We start from the raw sequence: 20,005 nt of genomic DNA, 5'->3' as shown, positions 1-20,005 counted from the left end.
GGTTGGTTATGAGCTACAACTAGCCCAACAGTGGTCTGTAGTCGTACAGCTACCTCGACTAAGGTCCAGTACGAAAAACCGTCGTTGGTCTGTTTTGAAAGTCTGCGATTTACCCTAGAATAAGGCTATAAGGTTAAGGACAACGAAAGGCGGTGAGAAAAAATGCAAAGAAGACAAGGAAACGGATTAGCGGTTGTACTGATTGTGATTGGTGCGGTTATGCTGCTCGGCATTGCGCTTCCTCTGATCCACGGAATGTTCAGATTACTTTTCCCGGTATTGCTGGTTGTTCTCGGGTACTACGGGATTAAGAGCGGACGCAAGATTATTGGTTGGGTACTGATGTTCATTGGTGTGATGTCCCTGATCGCGAAGCTTTCCTGGATCATTGGACCACTTCTAGGAGTGGCGTTGATCGTCTGGGGCGTATCAGCATTAAAGGGCAGAAGTAACAAGGGTACTTATTAAGAAGCAATGTACTTAAACAAGAAGCAGGGAGGGAGCAGGAGATCATGAGTGTTTTTCGTCGCATGAGGGATATTACTGTAGCTAATCTAAACGAACGTCTGGAGCAAAGCCAAGATCCCGTGAAACTAATTGATCAATTTCTACATTCAACCCGTGAGGAAATCAGTGAAGCTGAAAGGCTGTACCAGCAATATGCTTCCCACACGAAGCAATTGCAGCAGCAAGTGAACCAAGCAACTGCCATGAGAAACAAACGTGAAGAGCAGGCGTTGTTGGCACTGAAAGCAGGCGAGGATCATCTCGCGAAGCTGGCTTTACAAGAAAAGATCATTCACGAGGAAAAACTGGAGCAATATAGCGGGCTGCTAGAACAGAGCAAGCAATCCTTGTTTGAACTTGAAGCACAGCTGAATGAGCTGAAAATAGAGTATCAAACGGTGTACAGCAAACGTCAGTATTATTCGGCACGAATGGAGTCGCTGCGATTGCAGCAACGGATGAATCAAAGAGCCAGTGCTTATGGCAATGGTGGTGATGTTCCCAAAATGTTCGGACGTCTGGAAGATCAGATGTCGGATTGGGAATTAGAAGCAAAGAGCTTGCGTGATTTGCGGCGCATGGGACAGGAATATGCGGTGCAAGCGGGTGAGACCGTAGCGACCGTACTCGAAAGAGAAATGGCTCGCCTAAAGGAGAAACTGAACAATGGTGGAAAGGAGTAGCGCTATGAGTCGATTGTATCGTTCAACAAGAGATAAAGTGATGACGGGTCTTGCAGGTGGATTATCTGAGACACTCGGTATTGATTCCACGTTATTCCGGATTCTATTACTGGTCAGCATTCCGTTTACAGGTGGTGCGGTGATTCCGGTATACTTCATTGCAGCAATGGTCATTCCTAAGGAACCGACGCATTATAATCCATTTGGACCAGGGCCTGGGGCACCGGGTGGCCCATTCGGCGGACCCTACTCAGGCAGACCGGAACATGGACACGGACCACAAGCTACTGGCGGATATGGACCTTATGGACGCCAGCCAAATTACAATCCTAATTTTGAGAAGAACAACGCTTATTCCGCACCGGACTCCGGTTTGGATGCGATGATGAAGGATATTGAGAAGAAGGCTTTGCAAAAAGAAGTAGAAGAACTCAAACAAAAACTGTCTAAATATGAGAAAGGGGAATTGTAAATCATGGGAGTATTTCAAAGAATTAAAGATATGACAAAAGCGTCGGTAAATGACTTGTTGGATAAGGTAGAGGACCCAATCGTAATGCTTAACCAATATCTGCGCGATATGGAGGCTGAAATTCACGAAGCAGAAGTAACAGTTGCTAAACAAATGGCTAACGAACGCCGTATGAAGCAACGTGTGGAAGAAGCAGCAAAAATGTCTGCACAACGTGGATCACAAGCTGAACTGGCACTGAAAAATGGCCAAGAAGAAGTAACTCGCAAGCTGTTGGAAGAAAAAATCTACTTTGACCAAAAGCAAGTGGAGTACAGTGATCTTCACGCACAAGCTGAAGTACACGCTAAGGAATTAGTGCAACAACTGCATGACATGAAGGATGAGTTCTACAAGCTGCGCAACAAACGTAACGAGCTTGTATCCCGTGCTCAAATGGCTAAAGCTAAAAAACAAATGTCGCAAATCAGCAGCGTACATTCCATTGAAAGTGGCAGTGCATCACTCGGATTCCACCGGATGGAAGAGAAAATTATGCAGCTTGAGGCTGAAGCAGATGTAATGCGTGCACCTTACAGCCCATCCGCTGCTTATAGCAAACCCGTTGATGTTGAGAAGCAACTGAAAGTGGATGAGCAATTGGCACTACTGAAAAACAAGCTGAATGATACACCCGCGGCTCCTTCTCTAAACAAAAAAGAACAATAAATCCTGTTCCTAAAACTTGGACGGATATGATATGCTGGACAAGAAGAAGCCATACGGTATGGATCTCCATACCGATATGGCTTTTATAGCGGCTAGCTATAATATTTAACGGTGATAATATTCCTCATCATAGTGACGGATATCTAACCGATAGTATAAAATGAGTTTTGCTTCGCAAAACTTTTAGGAGGTGCGAAATGGATAAACGAAACCGTTTGATTGCCATCGGACTGATTGCTGTTGGCTGCATGATGATTTTTGGTAGATGGCTCGGCTTTTTCTCCATTGTCGCGCTTCTGTTCCTGCTGCTGGGAGTCTACCGTACGACATCAGGCAAAGTAAAGCAGGGCTATAAACTGCTCGGGATAGGTGCTGTATTGCTTTTGCTGGACCATTTGGTGCTCGTGCTGGGGATTTGTTTAATCTCACTTGGGATGTTTTTTACCAAATCCAAAAGAGTACAGCGTAAGGAAGGGTTTATGCAGAAGCAGAACTTTTCATCCAGATTTGACTGGGACCGCTCACCTTGGGTGATGCACAGCCTTAGCTCTTGGCATGTACTGGGTGAGGCCGATGTGGATCTTTCATTAGCTATGGCGGATCATAAGGAAACGGTCATGCTGTTTCAAGGGATTTTTGGCGATATGGACATTAACCTGTCCGATGATTACGGCGTGGAAATTGAAGCTTTTGTGCTCTTTGGGTCCATTGAATTCGGCAACCAGCGAGATACAGGGATGTTGAACCGTCTGAATTGGAAATCAGCTAATTATGACAGCAGTGAATACAAAGTGAAATTTAGTGTTTCTTATTTAATGGGAGATCTAGATGTACGATTATCCTGAAAAGCTTGATAGAGAAGGGAGAGTCCCCCGCATGGAAAAAAAGAACAAAAACATGATATCACGCAGCATGGGTGAGGGGGCTCTGTTCTCTTTGGTCATGCTGCTTGTGATAATGTATGTCATGTATACATATGGCTATTTGAAGTCTTTTGAAAGCTGGAAATTTGGCGTGCGGACAGCCGTCACTCTAATTCTTCTGCCTATGGGCTTTGGGATTGGTTATGGCTTTTATCAGAGCTTTCGTGTGAAGCGGCAGTTGGAACGTCTTAGGCAGACCCTCGTATTATGGGAAAAGGGGAATTTGACGCTGTCCATGCCGGATCTAGGTGATGATGAGCTGGGAAGGCTCGGAGAACAGCTTGGCCGGATTAGCGGCAAATGGGAGAATCAAGTGACGACGCTGCAGCGGTTGTCCACGAATAACGCGAAGCTTGCGGAGCAGGCGCGGGTATCTGCTATTATGGAGGAACGGCAGCGGCTTGCGCGTGAACTGCACGACGCTGTTTCCCAGCAGCTATTTGCAATCTCCATGACTGCCACGGCGGTAGGCCGGACCTTGGAGAAAGATTTCGATAAAGCCCAGCGGCAAATTGCGCTTATAGAAGAAATGTCTGCCGTAGCCCAATCGGAGATGAGGGCATTGCTGCTGCATTTGAGACCTGTTTATTTGGAAGGAAAGGGCCTCGAACAAGGTCTGCAGGAATTGATCAAGGAGCTTAAGATCAAGGTTCCAATCGAAATTGTATTTGAAATGGACCCTGATGTGCAGCTGTTAAAAGGGGTAGAGAATCACTTGTTCCGTATCGTCCAAGAGGCGATTTCTAATACACTTCGTCATGCGAAGGCAGAAAAAATGGAAATCCGGCTGCATAGACGGGGAGATACAGTTCGCTTGACGTTGCGTGATGATGGGATCGGCTTTGAGATGGACGACACCAAACAAGCTTCCTATGGTTTGTCGAACATGCAGGAGCGGATTAATGAAATCGGAGGCTCCATTCAGTTCATTACCGCTCCGGGTAAAGGGATGCGTATTGAGATTACCGTTCCGTTAGTCAATGAATAATAGGAGGAAAGAGTAACCATGGAGATGGAGGAAGCAATTAAAGTACTACTCGTAGATGATCATGAAATGGTACGGATCGGACTAGCAGCAGTTTTAGGTACCGAGGATGGAATTGAGGTCGTAGGTGAAGCTGGAAGTGGAGAAGAAGGCATTCGGCTGGCTCAGGAGTACAATCCCGATGTGGTCTTAATGGATCTCGTAATGGATGGGATGGATGGCATAGAAACGACTAAACAGCTGATGAAGCAGTACCCAGAGATCAAAGTTATTGTTCTTACAAGCTATTTGGACGATGAAAAGATGTATCCTGTTATTGAAGCGGGCGCTTTTAGTTACCTGCTGAAGACTTCGCGGGCTAGTGAAGTGGCGGATGCGATCCGCGCTGCGGCAAGAGGACAGTCTGTGCTTGAGTCACAGGTGGCCTCTAAAATGATGAACCGTTTTAGAAACAATGCAAAAGGAGAATCACCTGCTTATAAAGAGCTTACGGAGCGCGAGATGGAAGTATTACGCCTGTTGGCGCAAGGTAAATCCAATCAGGATATTGCCGATCAACTAATTATTGGAATCAAAACTGTGAAATTTCATGTGACGAATATTCTCGCGAAGCTGGGCGTGGAAGACCGGACCCAAGCAGCAATTTATGCATATAAAAATGGACTAGCTGAATAACAATAAAGGACTGAAGCCTCTGCTTCAGTCCTTTTTATTGTACAAGAAAGTGTGTTTTGGGGCTCCCGCAAAGTACTTGAGTACGCATCGAAGTATAAACCCTCACTTGGTGGGGATATTTCAGGTATAGAATCTCCTAATTCGAACATACTGTCTAGTAGATTGCTAGAGAGGTTCGAAGGGAGAATGACATATGCGGAAGATGAAGCTGAACAACGGAACAAAAAAAGGGACTTTTTTTATAATGATAATCGTGTGCTGCGCTGCGGCTCTGCTAGTTAATCTGCAAAGTGTTAAAGCGAATTCACCCGTTCTTGATGAGGGCGTTAACCAAGCTTCAACAGGAGCCGAACTGAATCATGCTCTTGTGAGTTTAATAGATCTCGGAAAAGAAACAACTGTTTCTGATTCGCCGCTGCGTTTAGTGTTAAAGTGGCAGGGAGAAAGCAGCGATTACGCGGGCCGGTCTGCCGAAGTTGCTAAGTTAAGCACAAGTCTCGGATTGAATGTACCGTCAGGTACTGAGGAAGATGGACATATGACGTATCGTACAGAAGCTGTAAAACCATATGAATCGCGGCTCTCCTTATTTTGGAGTGAGCTTAGCGAAGGCAACAGTTATGTGATTGTAACGTTAGAAACGGCTGATCTGCAAAATGAAGCCAGCTTTCAAGCGGCTGCTCGTGAAGTAAGTATGATTCTTGAACAGAACAAAATTAAGGCGGAATGGAATGTATCCCTTCAAGGAAGCGCGCAAGAACAGGGAGCACCTGAAAAAGTTCTAACACAGACGGAGTCATTGATGCATGACCGGTTTGAAGCTGTGACCGGAGGAGAAAGCTACAAGGATATCTCAACGGTTAGCCGTACGTATTCGATTCCTAATTTTGATCGCTTCGTGGTGAGTGGAAATCAGTCAGTTTCTGCCCAAATCGCAGTGCATCATGAAGATCAGAAGGGGACAAACCGCGTAACTATAGGCTTTCCTTTAATAACCATCGAATATTGACAATTTTCTCTTATATAAGCGCAGATATAGTTAATAATAAGAAATATTAATTGAAATTTGCGAAATCCCGAGAGTATTTGTCAGGAATGTGATAGCATCCTTTTTAGGAATATGCTAAAATGACATAACGTCGTTATTCACCTTATGTTAGTATCGACGCTGAGCATGTCAATAAACTATATTACATACAGAAAGATGAGGAGCCATGGCTGAAAATCAAACCCTTGATGCACTGCACACACCCGGTGCTGTCTTTTTTATCTTTGGGGCAACCGGAGACTTAGCCCGGCGTAAGCTTTTCCCGGCGATTTACAGCTTGTACCGTGAAGGTAAGCTGGCACAAGATTTTGCGGTAATTGGCGTGGCGCGGCGCCCGCGTACTCAGGAAGAATTTAGAAGTGATGTGAAGGAATCCATCCTTGAATTCTGCCGTTACAAAGCGGGAGAAGAAAGCGAATGGAATGAGTTTGTTCAGCATTTCGAATACAAATCTCTGGACATTAACAATATTGATGGTTTCCGCGAGCTAAGAGCACAAACTGAAGTTCTTGAAGAGAAATTCAGTATTCCGGGCAATCGGATGTTCTATCTTGCGCTGGCGCCTGAATTGTTCGGCAGTGTCTCCTTCAATCTTAAAGCTGGCGGGATGCTGGATAGTACGGGTTGGAATCGCCTCGTAATTGAGAAGCCTTTTGGTTATAATCTGGAGTCGGCTGAACAGCTGAACGAACAGATTCGTCAGGTCTTCAAAGAAGAGGAAATTTACCGGATTGACCACTATCTTGGTAAAGAAATGGTACAGAATATCGAAGTGATTCGTTTTGCTAATGCTTTTTTCGAACCGCTCTGGAATAATAAACATATTGCCAATATTCAAATTACACTTGGCGAAACCGTAGGTGTAGAAGAACGCGGTGGTTACTATGACCATGCGGGAGCCTTACGGGACATGGGCCAGAATCATATACTGCAACTGCTGACTATGATTGCTATGGAACCACCAAGCCGTCTGCTCGCAGAAGATATTCGTGATGAGAAAGTGAAGGTACTTCGTTCCCTTCGTCCTTATGCGACATCTGATGAGGTGCGTGAGAATGTCGTAAGAGCACAATATATTCAAGGCTTACACCAAGGCAAAACCCTTCCTGCTTACCGTCAGGAAGATAAGGTTGACCCTGAGTCGAATACAGAGACGTATTTTGCTGCCCGTGTATTTGTAGATAACTTCCGCTGGGCTGGAGTACCTTTCTACATCCGTACAGGTAAACGTCTCCCAGTGAAGACGACGGAAGTGGTAGTTGAGTTCAAAGGTATGCCAACCAACGTTTATTTGGGACAAAAGCATAAACTTGAGCCTAACCTCCTTGTAATCCGTGTGAACCCAATGGAAGGCATTTATGTAAAGATTAATGCCAAGAAACCGGGTTCAGAGTCTGAGATTCAACCGCTGGCTATGGACTTCTGTCAGAGCTGCCTGGTTGGAATCAATTCTCCGGAAGCATATGAGCGCTTGTTACATGATGCCGCACGCGGCGATTCCACTTATTTCACTCGTTGGGATGAGGTATCCTCGGCATGGTCATTCGTGGATCGTATTGCGAAAGCATGGAGCGAAGAGTCTAGCGACTTATCTTCTTATCCTGCCGGCTCTTGGGGTCCAGTGGAAGCAGATGAACTGCTTGCTAAAGAAGGTTTCCATTGGTGGCCTGTAAACGGCCAAGATGAAGATAATGTGGTTTGGCTGAAGAATAACTAAACCATGAGTTAATGCTATCTCCCTGCAGAGGATGCAGGGAGATTTTTTGTAATGCTAAGATCTAAAAGATTGGACTTCAGACGGTGTTTGGGGGATCTGGCACTGTTCTAATAACTGCACTTTGTACAATTAAAATCGCTTATCTCGTTGTGATTAGTCTTTTAGATGTATTTTCTGCAACTATAATCACCGGATAAGGCGGAAAAGCGTGCACAACTTATTTTTAATTGCATCAAATGCAACTAAAGGCTAATGAAAATGCTAATACTTCAAGTAAGTGTAGGAAATACATCTATTTTCTTGAGCGATGATATGTGGGGATCATAATCCAGACCATTTGGGAGATATTTTGCGGCACGCGCTTTTTAGTAGATAATGTCTGCCGGATTTTGATATACTTTAGAGGATGCTTTCACTTGAAGCGGACTGGAGCTAGACCTAAGAGCTATTCATTCAGAAATGAAGGGGTATGAACAATGAGCAGAGCACCGATTTGATGAACCCCAGTGTAATTGAAGCAGAAGCAGGAATTTTATATATGAAGGGATATGTGTAATGAACAAAGCAATAGATCAGAAGCTGCAAAAGGAAGTGGATAGACGCAGAACCTTTGCGATCATTTCCCACCCGGATGCGGGGAAAACAACTTTAACGGAGAAACTGCTGTTATTCGGTGGCGCGATCCGTCTGGCGGGAACGGTTAAGGCCCGTAAAGCGAATAAACATGCGACGAGTGACTGGATGGAAATTGAGAAGCAGCGGGGGATTTCTGTAACGTCTTCCGTGATGCAGTTTGATTATTTGAATCATCGCGTGAACATTTTGGATACACCGGGTCACCAAGACTTCAGTGAGGACACCTACCGTACCCTAACTGCAGCGGATAGTGCGGTCATGCTTATTGACGTGGCAAAAGGTGTGGAAGCTCAAACCACTAAACTGTTTCAGGTATGTGCTAAACGGGGTATTCCGATCTTTACCTTTATTAACAAGCTGGACCGTGAAGGACGTAGCCCGTTTGATCTGATGGAAGAGCTGGAGCAGGTTCTTGGTATTCGTTCTGTGCCAATGAACTGGCCGATCGGTAGTGGACGTGAGCTATGCGGCGTATATGACCGGATGAAAAATCAGGTAGAGCTATTCCAAGGTGACGATCATTCCGTAATCAAGGTTCAAAAGGTTGACGGATACCGTGATCCAATCATTCGTGAAATGGCTGGAGAGTATCTGCATGATCAACTGTGTCAGGATCTGGAGCTGCTGGATGTAGCAGGCGATGCTTTTGACTATGAAAAAGTATTAAGTGGTGAACTCACACCTGTGTTCTTTGGCAGTGCGATCAACAATTTTGGTGTACAGACTTTCCTCGATAATTTCTTGGATCTGGCACCGAAGCCTGAACCACGCCGCAGTACTATAGGGGTAGTAGAACCAACGAATGAGAAATTCACTGGTTATGTGTTCAAAATTCAAGCGAACATGAACCCGGCTCACCGTGACCGGATTGCTTTCCTGCGTATTGTGTCCGGGAAATTCGAACGGGGTATGAGCGTGAAGCATGTACGTGCCGGTAAAGATATCAAGCTGGCGCAACCACAGCAATTTTTGGCGCAGGACCGCGATATCGTAGAGGAAGCTTATCCGGGAGATATCATCGGTCTGTTTGATCCAGGAATTTTTAGAATTGGTGATACCTTGAGCCAAGCAGGAGATATGGAATTCGATGAGCTGCCAACGTTCTCACCAGAGATTTTTGCTAAAGTGAGTATTAAAAATGCATTGAAATCGAAGCAGTTCCAGAAGGGTGTCGATCAGCTGACTGAAGAGGGCATGATCCAGGTGTTCCGCACGGTCAACTTTGACGATATTTTGCTCGGTGTAGTTGGACAACTGCAGTTTGAAGTGTTTGAGTACCGCATGAAGGGTGAATATGGTGTGGATGTTCAGTTGCAGAGAATGCCATACCAGTTTGCACGTTGGATCGTAGATGATACTAAGCCGGATGCGAGCAAATTCAGAATCAATTCAACGTTGGTGACGGATAAGAAGGGCAATTTTGTCGTGTTGTTCGAGAACGAATATGCTATGCGGACAGCGATGGATAAGAACCCGACAGCTAAATTCCTGGAAATGGCTCCAAAAGCATTACTATAATTAGGATGCTATAACTTTCTGAATGTAATAATAAAACCTCCGCCTCCATAGGTGAAGTTACACCATGGTGAGCGGAGGTTTTTGACTAGTTGAGGTCAGTTTACGATGTGATATCCCCAGGGGTAATAGTCTCCAGGTGATCATGTAGCATGGTAACCAACCTATCTTGCTTAGCGGGATCTAAATCCTTCCAGATCATTTCGAACACGGCGCCAAGTCCCGGGAGTGCTGCCTCCGGACCGTCCACAGAGCCTTCAATCATATGACGTAAATCCTCTTCAGATTGACCGTGCACTTTATGAATAATCGCCTGGCGCAAGTCAATGGTAACGGGCATAATGTACCTCCTTTTTTGAAAATATAGTGATATTGACCTCGTTATAATGTGCCCTGCAAAGGTGCTGGAAATTCAAGTTTTTGTCCAAATATAAGATAGTATAAGTTTGACACATATATATCATCCTTATATTCCTACGAGAAACGGTTGTCATCCATAAGGACGGCAATGACGTTTCTTCTTGGCTTATGCTATACTGTTTGAGATATAGAATGCTACGGGAGGTACATAGACATGGCCAAAAAACAATATGCCGTCATCGGTATGGGGCGTTTCGGATCTAGTGTTGCTAAGGCGCTCAGCGGCATGGGGTTTGATGTACTTGCGATTGATGCTGACGAGCAGCGAACACAGGAAATTTCAAGTATTGTAACTCATGCCGTATCTGCAGATTCCACGGATGAGGAGGCGCTGCGTGCCCTTGGTATTCGCAATTTTGATGTGGTGGTTGTAGCCATTGGCGAGGACATACAAGCTAGCATCCTGACAACACTTATCCTAAAAGACCTGGGTGTGCCTGCAATTCTGGCAAAAGCCAAAGGTGAACTGCACGGCAAAGTATTAAGCAAAATTGGTGCGGACAAGGTGATTTATCCTGAACGGGATATGGGAATGCGGGTTGCGCATCATCTTGCTTCGCCTAATATATTGGATTATATTGAGCTGTCGCCGGACTACAGTATTCTGGATATGAAGGTATCCGGACCGATGCTCGGAAAAAATCTACAGGAGCTCGACATCCGCGCAAGATTTGGCTGCAACGTAATGGCCATCCGCCAAGGTGAAGAAATGAACATCTCTCCCCGTGCAGAGGATCGCCTGATCGATGGCGATATCCTTGTTATTGTTGGGCATAAGGATAATTTGACGAAGCTGGAGATGGCGTATCAGTAGGAACAAAGAATAAATGGCAAGGCAGAAGAAAGGAAGACTTTATGGAAATCATGTCTCCGCAAAATACGCGGGTTAAAGAATGGGCCGGGTTACAGGAGAAAAAGCATCGTGACAAGGCTCGTAAATATATCGTAGAGGGCGTTCATCTGGTTCAGGAAGCACTGCTGGCTGAAGCAGATGTGGAATGCCTTGCTTATGACCTCGACAAAGGAATGCCTGCTGAACTTAAGGGGCTGCTTCAGGCCGTTCAGGGAATGGAAGTGATTGGCGTTTCGGCGGCGATCATCTCAAAATGCAGCAGCACCAATACGCCGCAGCCGGTGTTCGCCATCGTGCGGAAGGAACAGCAGGCTGTAGAAGCTATCCTAGCGAAGAAGGATAGCCTTGTGGTTGTGCTGGACGGCGTGCAGGATCCCGGCAATGTCGGCACCATCATCCGCAGTGCGGATGCAGCGGGAGCAGACGGAATGATCCTCGGACAAGGCTGTGCCGACCTCTATAATCCGAAGACCATCCGGTCCACGATGGGCTCGATGTTCCATCTTCCGGTGGTGGAGGGAGATTTAAGTGAGATTTTGCCACAGGCCCGGGAAAATGGGGCGCTGCTGGTGAGCACTTCGCTGCAGGGCGAAGAATCGTGCTATGAGCACGATTTTCAGGGCAGCCAGTGGCTGCTGATCGGCAGCGAAGGCAAAGGCATTTCGCAGGAAACGGCGCGACTCGTGGACAAGAGTATCATCATCCCGATGGCAGGCCGCGCGGAATCGCTGAACGCCGCAATGGCGGCGACGATTTTGCTGTTTGAGGGAATGAGACAGCGGGGATAAATTGTCACCGTTTGTAACGTAGTTTTCTCACAGTAAATCCAGTCCTGATGATCAAGATAATCTTGATCATCAGGACTTTTTTATAATCCTGCAACAGTATTGGCTGCATATTGGGCTGGTCATTTCCATTCTCAATACTTATACATTCTTTAGAAATTACTGTTTTCCGAATATTCATCTGTCATTCTTTTTTACGACAAATATATACGAATGTTGGAGGGAAAGTGTAAGGCACAAATTCAATTTTCTCAATAAGTAGTTGTTTAGCCCATCTTTTTTTCATGTGCAGCGAGTGCTGATATGCAACTAAAATTCCGCCTGGTTTAAGTGACTTAACAATCTGATGTAGGATTTTGTCACGCATTTCAATTGAAAAATTAAAAAATGGTAATCCGCAAATTATGCAATCTAACTCACGGATGCCTTCCTGGTTCAATTTCTTGAGTAAGTAGCTGGCGTTGGAATGGAAAATGCATTCCGGATAAATTGCTTTTAAGTGTTCTCTCATTTTTTTATTCCGCTCAAACAAAAGCACTTTTGTAGAATTCGTTAATTGTGATGTCATGAGATGTGTAATAGCACCTGTACCAGCTCCAAGTTCTGCAACGGCATTTACATTATGCCATTGTACAGACTGGACTATTTTATTGGCTAATAATTGCGAACTGGGTAGAATATTTCCTACCCGCTTTGGATCTTTGAGGAAGCCTTGTAAGAAAAGTAAGTATTCAGACATAATCAATTAGCAATCCTCTCCGAAAGGCAATCTCAGTTGGAATGTGAAGACGTCATGAGTGTGTTTAAGCGTTAAAGTACCCTTGTGCAACTCAGCAATATTCCTAGCTATCGAAAGACCAAGTCCTGCTCCGGTTTGAATTCCCTGGCTTTTTCTTGAGTGGTCAACCTTATAAAATCGGTCAAATAGACGGTTTTCTTGATCCTGTGAGAGGGGAGTTCCTTTATTTTCAATCTCAATGGTACAGTGTACAGAATCAGTTGTAATTCGTATGCTAATGCTTCCCGGGCTGATGGAATATTTTAAGGCGTTCATAAGTAGATTATCTATGGCTCTGGCTATTTTCTCACTGTCGATTAAGGTGATGATTGGACTCTTATCTATATCTTTTATAAGATGCACATTGTTTTCTTGAGCGATTGGTTCGAATTCGAACAATAATTGATTCAAAAGCTGTGACAAATCGATTCTCTCCAGATTTAAACGGGAGTCCACCGAATTAAGTCGGGTATATTCAAACAAATCATCGAGGAGTTTCTTCAAATGAAGCGCCTTGTTATAGGTGTTTTGAATAAAACGTGTGTATTCTTTTTTATCTTGGTACGATTCTGTACGTAAAAGCTCAATATACCCGATAATACTTGTAAGAGGGGTACGTAAGTCGTGTGAAATCCCCGTGATCATCTCCATCTTGGATTTTTCTATTTCGCGTTCCTTGATGATCTGTTGCTCTAAGCGCTCTGCCATCCGGTTGATGTTCAAAGCCACCAGTCCTAGTTCATCTTGGCGCACAACATTTACCCGATAACTCAAATTACCTTCGGATATAATCTGAAGTCCTTGTTCCAGCGCAATTAAATCTTTGACGATTCGCCGGGTCAATGTAAAAAATGTAATAACGAAAATAATGAAAAACATCGGAGTAAGAAGGTAGGCAAGAAAATTGAACACCCAATCCAATTTTGTTGCATTTCCAAAATGAAAGAACAAGATGCTAAGTGAGGTATTTATCGCAATGGTAATTATGAAACTCAACACCATCCTGATTAAGATATTGGATTGAATGCGTTTATTTATTTGTAGATTTCGTATGATTTTAATCAACTTTGTAACCAACTCCCCAGACTGTCTTAATATACAGAGGTTCTCTTGGATTTTCTTCTAATTTTTCTCTTAAGTTACGAATATGAACCATTACGGTATTGTCAGAATATCCGTAAGGCTCTTTCCATACACTCTCGTAAATTTGCTCCGAACTATAAACTTGCCCAGGCCGGCTTGCAAGCAGGGTTAAAATCGCAAACTCTAGTGGAGTTAATGAAACTTCCATTCCATTTAACTTTACGGAATGTTTATTTTTATCTATGATCAGGTTTTTAATTATAAGCAGAGAGTTGAATTCTTCCTTTCCAATTAAGGACTGACGCCGTAACTGAGCTTTTACACGGGCCAGTAGTTCCAGTGGATTAAACGGTTTGATCATGTAATCATCTGCCCCGGTAGTTAGACCTGTGATTTTATCAATGTCCTCTTGCTTGGCTGAGAGCATAATAATTGGGATGTTTGATATTTCCCTAATTTTGAGACAGGCTGTGATACCGTCCATTTGAGGCATCATGACATCCAGGATAACTAATTGAATGGAAGTTGTTTGTATTGTACTCAATGCCTCTTGACCATCTGCAGCTTCAAGCACTTGGTAACCTTCATTTCTTAAATAAACATGAATCACATCTCGAATTTCAGAATCATCATCTGCAACAAGAATTGTATTCAATGGACGCTGCCCCTCTTCTATATTTATTTTATTATGTTTCCCTTTTACGACAGACGTAGACGAAAGCGGGAGGAAAATTAAATGGCACATATTTTATTGTATCAATATTAAAATTTTCGGAGAGTTGCTTCTTCATTTGAAGTGAATACTGAAAGGCAATAAATAATCCCTCAGGTTTAAGGGATTGGTAGATCTGTTCAACCAATGTATTTCTTAATTCGGGCTCAAAATTGAAAAAGGGCAGCCCACTAAAAATACAATCCAACTGATGAATATGTGAACTTTTAATTGTTTCTACTAAACTAGCAGCATTATGATAACAGGAAAAGTCCGGATAGCTTGTCTTCAGGTTATGCCTCATGGTTTTATCCATCTCAAATAGTAACACTTTCGTTGTACTAGTTACCTTAGTATTGATTACACGGGTGATTGCACCTGTACCTGATCCAAGTTCAGCGACTGCTTTAACTTCATGCCAAGGGGCTTGGTTAACCATGCTGTGTGCCAGAAACCGGGAACTCGGGGTAACACTGCCTACCTGTTTTGGATCATGAATAAAACTTCTTAAAAATAAGAGTTTTTCATTGAAGCTCATTCGGAATTCCTCCATAATTTTAGAATTGATTTAGATGTTTATTAATTTTGATAGGATGTGATCTCCAAAGTACGTTCCTACAAAAAAGAACAGTAAGGTCCAACTTAAAGCACTGGGATATGAAATAAGGGCAAATCGTTTATAGCTTGTACCGCTGAGCCCGATCAACATGGGAATGATGTAACGTACAACTGGAATAAACATGCCGATATACATAGCTGTACGCCCACGTTTTTTTAGAATCTGCTCTGCTTTTTTAAAATGTCTATTAGCTTCAAATTTGCACTTCAGCTTTTGCCCAAAGAATTTACCTGCAAAGTAGGCAACCGTAAAGGCCGTTAATAGCCCTGATAAAATGCAGAAATAAGTCATCCAGGAATTGATAATCCCCATGTGGCTTAGGGTAGCTCCAGTGAGGATTGTAATTTCATTAGGGATTGGAATTCCAAAAGGGCCTAACGTGAAAGCAAGATAAAAAATCAGATATCCATACTGATTGATTAGCTCTAAGATCGTATTACTGGCCAATATGCCACCTCCTTCGCTTACTTCAATACAGAAATCTTAACTAAAAAAACTGAGGAATTAGGTGGGGGAATTCTAAAGAAATCCTGAAGAGACTTACAATTCGATAGGATTGGCCAAGTCTCTCTTATCCATAGGGGGCACATTATGATAGAAAAGGGGATTCGTTTCTGCCCTGCACTTTGAAATATCGTTGATATCAAGGGATCAGTCCCACAGTCACAATAAAAAAGTCCTGATGGATCAAGAAACTCTTGATCCATCAGGACTTTTTACATAATGACCTACCCTTTCATCATCAAACGAAGCGAAACGATGATGAGAAAAACGGCTAATAGCTTTAAAAGCAGCTTGGCAGGAAGGCGTTTTGCCAGGCGTGCGCCAATTTGACCGCCGATAATTGCGCCAGGTGCTAGGGCTAACACCATAAACCATTCAACATTCAATAAAAAGGCATGTGTTGTGGTGCTTACGATAGCTGACAGGAAAATTTGAAGCATAGAAGTTGCAACAGCGATATGGGGGGCAAAGCCGAGAAGTAAGGTCATTGTCGGAACCATAAGACTCCCGCCGCCAATCCCAAATAGGCTTGCTACAAAGCCAACGAGAAAACTGATGATTATGCCGGTAGGCATATGATAAGCATATTCGAAATGAGCACCGCTATTATCGGAAAAGCTTCGCTTCACGGTTGGTTTGAAAGGCCAATGGATGGGTTTGTTCGGCTTGAACAAGAGCAATAAAGCGACAAGGATTAAGAAAATACCGAAGCTTACGAAAAACATTCTCCCGCCCATTTGCTTGGTAAAGAGTGCACCTATTACTGAACCCGGAATCGAAACGGCGGCAAAGGTGAGCGCTGCTTGATAATCGATTCTCTTCTGCTTTGCGTACACATAAGTACTTGAGATGGAGTTGAAAAGCAGCATCGCCATTGATGTTCCAGCCAGATGTGAAGGCTCCATATCAGGAAAAAGGAAAGCCAACGCAGGCACAACGATGAACCCGCCGCCAAGTCCGACCAATGAACCGGAAATGCCAGCTGCTAGCCCGATGACTAAGAGCAGTAAGTAAGTTAGCACAACAGCATGTTCCTTCCTCTACGTGAATTCTACAATCATTTATCTTACCAGAAAAAACGTCCCGCAAATAAATTGTTTTTTAGCCAATTGCGCTGTTCTGCTGCTAAACGGGGATCATTGTCCATTTGGGACACGATATCTTTTTTTACAAGTTTGCAGACGGATTGAACAATAGTTTGATCCTGGCTAGCATCTAACCAGAGAATTTCCGCAGACCGGGGATTAGGGGTGTATCGTTGCCAAGCAGGTTGTCCCTCAGCATTAGGATTACCGGTATATAGGAAATGCCGTAAATAGTCCCTCATTAGGGAAGAGAGCATGTTACGCCCAGGCTCGTTATGCTCGGAAATTACATCCGCAGGAAATCTTTCCTGGACACCGGAAAAGTCACCTGTATAGAAGGGGATGTCTGCACCATGCGGGGCACCCATAAGAAAACGGATATAAGGATCGATCACTCCGTCTCTTAACCCCCAGGCGAAGCGGTAAGCATAGATGGGCATCTCCGGAATCGCACTTAATAATATCTCTGTAGTCTGCTCTACATTAAATTCTGCATACAGATCGCTCCCATATTGGACTGCAGCTTCATAGAGCTTCTTTTCTTCCAGATTTCCGGCTAACTCTTCCTTTTGCACTAGGGAGAAGAAATGAGTATCCCATAAAGTAAACTCGGAGAATTCGCTGGCAGTGCTGCCAAGGATGATCGGCAGGGAAGGGTGCTCGCGGTTATTTAGATTGTCGAAGCCACCAATAGGAATGACCGTGCCATCTTCGATCAAATGGGGAAAAGCGGCCATCTGAAGCCCCGTCTCACGAATGATTTTGACAAAGTGAAAGGCATTCTGACGATATAGGAAGGCGGAAATCTTATCCGCAGATTGTGTGGAAATCCATACTCTTGCCTCATCTTGAGTGCTGACCATTCCTGTTTTTATTAATAACTCTGTTAAAATGTCATCTGCTTTTTCTTCGCTTTGCTCCGTAACAGCCGTTGTTAAACCTCCGCTCATAATAAAAAGCTTATGAAAGAGCCCTCTGCCCAGCGGTGAAAGGTAAGCGGCTAATGCATTTCTTGCACCTGCAGACTGGCCCCCTAATGTTATGTTCCCTGGATTTCCCCCAAAGCAAACAATGTTATTGTGCAGCCACTTTAGCGCATGAAGAACATCGAGGAGACCGTAATTTCCTGAGTCATCCAAGGGGTCCCCGGTTCGTAGTGAGGGATGCCGGAAAAATCCCATTGCTCCTAAACGGTAATTCACTGTAACCACTATACTATTTGTCTTACACGCCAATTCTCCACCTTGAAAATCCCGTCCCGAACCCCCAATATTTCCGCCGCCGTGGAGGAAGACGAATACGGGTAAGCCTGCCTCGGCATGATCCGGTCGCCAAATATTCAAAAAGAGGCAATCTTCACTGCCGCCAGGTTCCCCTTGAATGAATTGGACACTGCTATTATTAAAATGGCATGCAGGCAATACACCTGTCCAAGGTTCTATCTCACGCGGTGCTTTCCATCTGAGCTTATCTATGGGAGGTTCCGCATAAGGAATCCCTAACCATGCGATCGCCCCAAGTTCTGGCAGACGTATGCCCTTAAGCTGACCACTGGAGACTGTAATAATTTCTTCCATGGGTTCTCGTGTGCTCATTTATAGTTCCCCTTTCTCCTGCAGATTCTTATGTATTTTTAATTCTCTTTATTATAGTGTTCTGCTATGATGATGAAAAATATATTATTATATATAAAATACATAACTCTAAGGTTATAGAAGAGGTGGTTTCGTTGGATTTACTTTCGCTTCGGTACTTTCAAACGGTTGCAAAGCTTGAGAATATGACCCTGGCAGCCGAAATACTCCAAATCTCACAGCCTGCTATTAGTAAAATGATCAAAAATCTTGAGGGCGAATTAAACGTCAAATTGTTTGATCGCACAGGAAAATACATTCGATTAAATGAATATGGAAAGCGGTTTCTTGTGAAAGTTGATTTAGCCCTACAAACGTTAGAGGAGGGGAAAACAGAGCTATTGGACTTGTCTGAGCGACCGACAGGAACTGTAGTGATTTTTATCCAAGCGGGTTCCTATTTGCTTCCGGATATGATCACATTATTTCGTCAGAAGTACCCGGAAGCTCAATTCAAGCTATTGCAGCAGGATCAGGAGATCTCACGTTATCCGGCTTTTGATTTGTGTATTTCTTCTACTCCGCTCAAGATTCCAGGAACAGTGTCCACACCGGTATTAACGGAAGAAATCCTGCTGGCGGTTCCTAATGAGCACAGGCTCGCAACCCGTAAAAGTGTACGTCTGAATGAACTCGCGGAAGACGGTTTTATTAGTTTGAAAATAGGCAAGCAGCTGCGCGAAACGACGGATTCTCTCTGTCACGCCGCCGGATTTGCTCCGCGTATCATTTATGAATGCGATGAGCCTTCGATGGTACGCAGTCTAGTCCGTTCGGGACTAGGGGTTTCTTTTATCCCCGCTGTAACTTGGGGGGGTTCTCAAGGATCCTCTGTTGTGCTTCTTCCCATTGAAGAACCCATAAGTACCCGCACCATTGAAATCTCATGGTATACCAACCGGTACATGACTAATGTCGCTAAAAAGTTCAAGGCCTTTGTTGAGGATTATTACAAGCAGTTAGAAGAAGACAAATTAAAAAATGAGTCAACTAACCCTAAGGCTTAATTGACTCATTGTCAGCAACGCTAATCATTTAATCCCTTACCCTCAAGGATTTGCGGGATGAATTTTTCAATTCGGGATACGCGGGTTTTGGATTGTTTGGCTTGAGAAAAATGATAAATATATGCGTTTTGCCGTCCAGGCGTTAAGGCTTCAAAAGCAGTTTTCAAGCCAGGAAGTTCAGCGAATTTAGTCTGAAGCTCTTCAGGAATGAGGTAATCTTCTTTCTTTTTTAATTCGACTTCTAAACCCGCCTTTTCAACTTCTATGGCATTTTGAATGTAGGCTTTCAGAACAGCTTCCATTTCAACGATTTGTTGCACATTCGTAAACCGAATTTGGCGCGCTGCCTGCACATTTTCTGTTTGTTGAATTAGAATCCCATTGGGATCCTGTAACAAGGCACCTTTGTGAAAGAGAAGCGCACAATATTCTTTAAATCCATGAATTAGTACTATGTTTTTATCATCAAATGTGTAACATGGATGCATCCACTTATAATCTTCGGTCAGCCCGCAATCAAGCACGATCGTTCTCAACTGCTCATATTCTTCCCGCCATTGTTTCGCTTTACTTAAGAATTTATCAACCCTAGGATTCAATTTATTATTTGTCATAAAAAACACCCGTCTTCATCATAATTTTCAATACAATTTTAC

The 20,005-nt window shown here is 43.9% G+C and carries 22 protein-coding genes; 13 read left to right on the top strand and 9 right to left on the bottom strand.

Annotation, left to right across the window (positions count from 1 at the left end):
* Window positions 1–162: 162 nt before the first annotated feature.
* From NYE58_RS31000 to NYE58_RS30955, 10 genes are all read left to right on the top strand, one after another.
* Window positions 163–468 (top strand): LiaF transmembrane domain-containing protein, encoded by a 306-nt coding sequence (locus NYE58_RS31000; RefSeq protein WP_076130307.1) that lies wholly within the window; start codon window positions 163–165, stop codon window positions 466–468.
* A 44-nt stretch (window positions 469–512) separates the two neighbouring features.
* The gene (locus tag NYE58_RS30995) at window positions 513–1,190 is read left to right on the top strand and encodes a PspA/IM30 family protein (RefSeq protein WP_036685541.1); all 678 of its coding nucleotides are present in this window, start codon (window positions 513–515) and stop codon (window positions 1,188–1,190) included.
* Between the two features lie 4 nt (window positions 1,191–1,194).
* Window positions 1,195–1,662, top strand: a complete 468-nt coding sequence (locus NYE58_RS30990) for a PspC domain-containing protein (RefSeq protein ID WP_076184838.1) — start codon at window positions 1,195–1,197, stop codon at window positions 1,660–1,662.
* 3 nt (window positions 1,663–1,665) lie between these two features.
* On the top strand, window positions 1,666–2,370 hold the full coding sequence (locus tag NYE58_RS30985; RefSeq protein ID WP_036685540.1) for a PspA/IM30 family protein: 705 nt from the start codon (window positions 1,666–1,668) through the stop codon (window positions 2,368–2,370).
* Between the two features lie 197 nt (window positions 2,371–2,567).
* On the top strand, window positions 2,568–3,215 hold the full coding sequence (gene liaF / locus NYE58_RS30980; RefSeq protein ID WP_036685537.1) for a cell wall-active antibiotics response protein LiaF: 648 nt from the start codon (window positions 2,568–2,570) through the stop codon (window positions 3,213–3,215).
* A 31-nt stretch (window positions 3,216–3,246) separates the two neighbouring features.
* On the top strand, window positions 3,247–4,281 hold the full coding sequence (locus NYE58_RS30975; protein ID WP_341003843.1) for a sensor histidine kinase: 1,035 nt from the start codon (window positions 3,247–3,249) through the stop codon (window positions 4,279–4,281).
* An 18-nt stretch (window positions 4,282–4,299) separates the two neighbouring features.
* Window positions 4,300–4,953 (top strand): response regulator, encoded by a 654-nt coding sequence (locus NYE58_RS30970; RefSeq protein ID WP_036685532.1) that lies wholly within the window; start codon window positions 4,300–4,302, stop codon window positions 4,951–4,953.
* Window positions 4,954–5,146: 193 nt separating this feature from the next.
* Window positions 5,147–5,962, top strand: coding sequence for a YwmB family TATA-box binding protein (locus tag NYE58_RS30965; protein ID WP_341003842.1), 816 nt, complete (start codon window positions 5,147–5,149; stop codon window positions 5,960–5,962).
* Between the two features lie 205 nt (window positions 5,963–6,167).
* Window positions 6,168–7,718, top strand: coding sequence for a glucose-6-phosphate dehydrogenase (zwf, locus tag NYE58_RS30960; protein ID WP_036685526.1), 1,551 nt, complete (start codon window positions 6,168–6,170; stop codon window positions 7,716–7,718).
* 555 nt (window positions 7,719–8,273) lie between these two features.
* The gene (locus NYE58_RS30955) at window positions 8,274–9,872 is read left to right on the top strand and encodes a peptide chain release factor 3 (protein ID WP_076130309.1); all 1,599 of its coding nucleotides are present in this window, start codon (window positions 8,274–8,276) and stop codon (window positions 9,870–9,872) included.
* A 100-nt stretch (window positions 9,873–9,972) separates the two neighbouring features.
* On the opposite strand, the gene NYE58_RS30950 is transcribed toward NYE58_RS30955, so the two are convergent.
* Entirely contained in the window at window positions 9,973–10,209 is a 237-nt protein-coding gene (locus NYE58_RS30950; RefSeq protein WP_076130310.1) for a small acid-soluble spore protein SspI, read from the bottom strand.
* Window positions 10,210–10,443: 234 nt separating this feature from the next.
* Between NYE58_RS30950 and NYE58_RS30945 the strand changes: the two genes are divergently transcribed.
* Together NYE58_RS30945 and NYE58_RS30940 are read left to right on the top strand one after the other, a co-directional pair.
* A complete protein-coding gene (locus NYE58_RS30945) occupies window positions 10,444–11,103 on the top strand; it encodes a potassium channel family protein (RefSeq protein WP_036685517.1) in 660 nt (219 codons plus the stop codon).
* Window positions 11,104–11,144: 41 nt separating this feature from the next.
* Window positions 11,145–11,930, top strand: coding sequence for a TrmH family RNA methyltransferase (locus tag NYE58_RS30940; RefSeq protein ID WP_341003841.1), 786 nt, complete (start codon window positions 11,145–11,147; stop codon window positions 11,928–11,930).
* Between the two features lie 181 nt (window positions 11,931–12,111).
* Here the strand turns inward: NYE58_RS30940 and NYE58_RS30935 are convergent, their stop codons facing one another.
* The 7 genes from NYE58_RS30935 to NYE58_RS30905 form a co-directional block, all read right to left on the bottom strand.
* Complete coding sequence (locus NYE58_RS30935) at window positions 12,112–12,666, bottom strand: class I SAM-dependent methyltransferase (RefSeq protein WP_081383349.1); 555 nt, start codon at window positions 12,664–12,666, stop codon at window positions 12,112–12,114.
* Between the two features lie 6 nt (window positions 12,667–12,672).
* On the bottom strand, window positions 12,673–13,707 hold the full coding sequence (locus NYE58_RS30930; RefSeq protein ID WP_341004322.1) for a sensor histidine kinase: 1,035 nt from the start codon (window positions 13,705–13,707) through the stop codon (window positions 12,673–12,675).
* Window positions 13,708–13,762: 55 nt separating this feature from the next.
* Window positions 13,763–14,443 (bottom strand): response regulator transcription factor, encoded by a 681-nt coding sequence (locus NYE58_RS30925; protein WP_076304971.1) that lies wholly within the window; start codon window positions 14,441–14,443, stop codon window positions 13,763–13,765.
* A 31-nt stretch (window positions 14,444–14,474) separates the two neighbouring features.
* Complete coding sequence (locus tag NYE58_RS30920; RefSeq protein ID WP_341003840.1) at window positions 14,475–15,038, bottom strand: class I SAM-dependent methyltransferase; 564 nt, start codon at window positions 15,036–15,038, stop codon at window positions 14,475–14,477.
* A gap of 30 nt (window positions 15,039–15,068) precedes the next feature.
* Complete coding sequence (locus NYE58_RS30915; protein WP_076220537.1) at window positions 15,069–15,566, bottom strand: DedA family protein; 498 nt, start codon at window positions 15,564–15,566, stop codon at window positions 15,069–15,071.
* A 281-nt stretch (window positions 15,567–15,847) separates the two neighbouring features.
* Complete coding sequence (locus tag NYE58_RS30910) at window positions 15,848–16,645, bottom strand: sulfite exporter TauE/SafE family protein (RefSeq protein ID WP_076098819.1); 798 nt, start codon at window positions 16,643–16,645, stop codon at window positions 15,848–15,850.
* Window positions 16,646–16,689: 44 nt separating this feature from the next.
* Window positions 16,690–18,303, bottom strand: coding sequence for a carboxylesterase family protein (locus tag NYE58_RS30905; RefSeq protein ID WP_341003839.1), 1,614 nt, complete (start codon window positions 18,301–18,303; stop codon window positions 16,690–16,692).
* Between the two features lie 134 nt (window positions 18,304–18,437).
* On the opposite strand from NYE58_RS30905, the gene NYE58_RS30900 reads away from it, so the two are divergent.
* Entirely contained in the window at window positions 18,438–19,349 is a 912-nt protein-coding gene (locus NYE58_RS30900; protein ID WP_076130317.1) for a LysR family transcriptional regulator, read from the top strand.
* A gap of 20 nt (window positions 19,350–19,369) precedes the next feature.
* On the opposite strand, the gene NYE58_RS30895 is transcribed toward NYE58_RS30900, so the two are convergent.
* Window positions 19,370–19,963 carry a YdeI/OmpD-associated family protein gene (locus NYE58_RS30895; RefSeq protein ID WP_036685448.1) on the bottom strand — a complete coding sequence of 198 codons (594 nt, stop codon included), beginning with the start codon at window positions 19,961–19,963 and terminating at the stop codon, window positions 19,370–19,372.
* Between the last annotated feature and the right edge of the window lie 42 nt (window positions 19,964–20,005).

Source organism: Paenibacillus sp. FSL L8-0708, assembly GCF_038009325.1.
Taxonomy (GTDB): domain Bacteria; phylum Bacillota; class Bacilli; order Paenibacillales; family Paenibacillaceae; genus Paenibacillus_AQ; species Paenibacillus_AQ odorifer.
The sequence above is the reverse complement of the archived record's forward strand: the minus strand, read 5'-3'. Positions and strand labels throughout refer to the sequence as shown.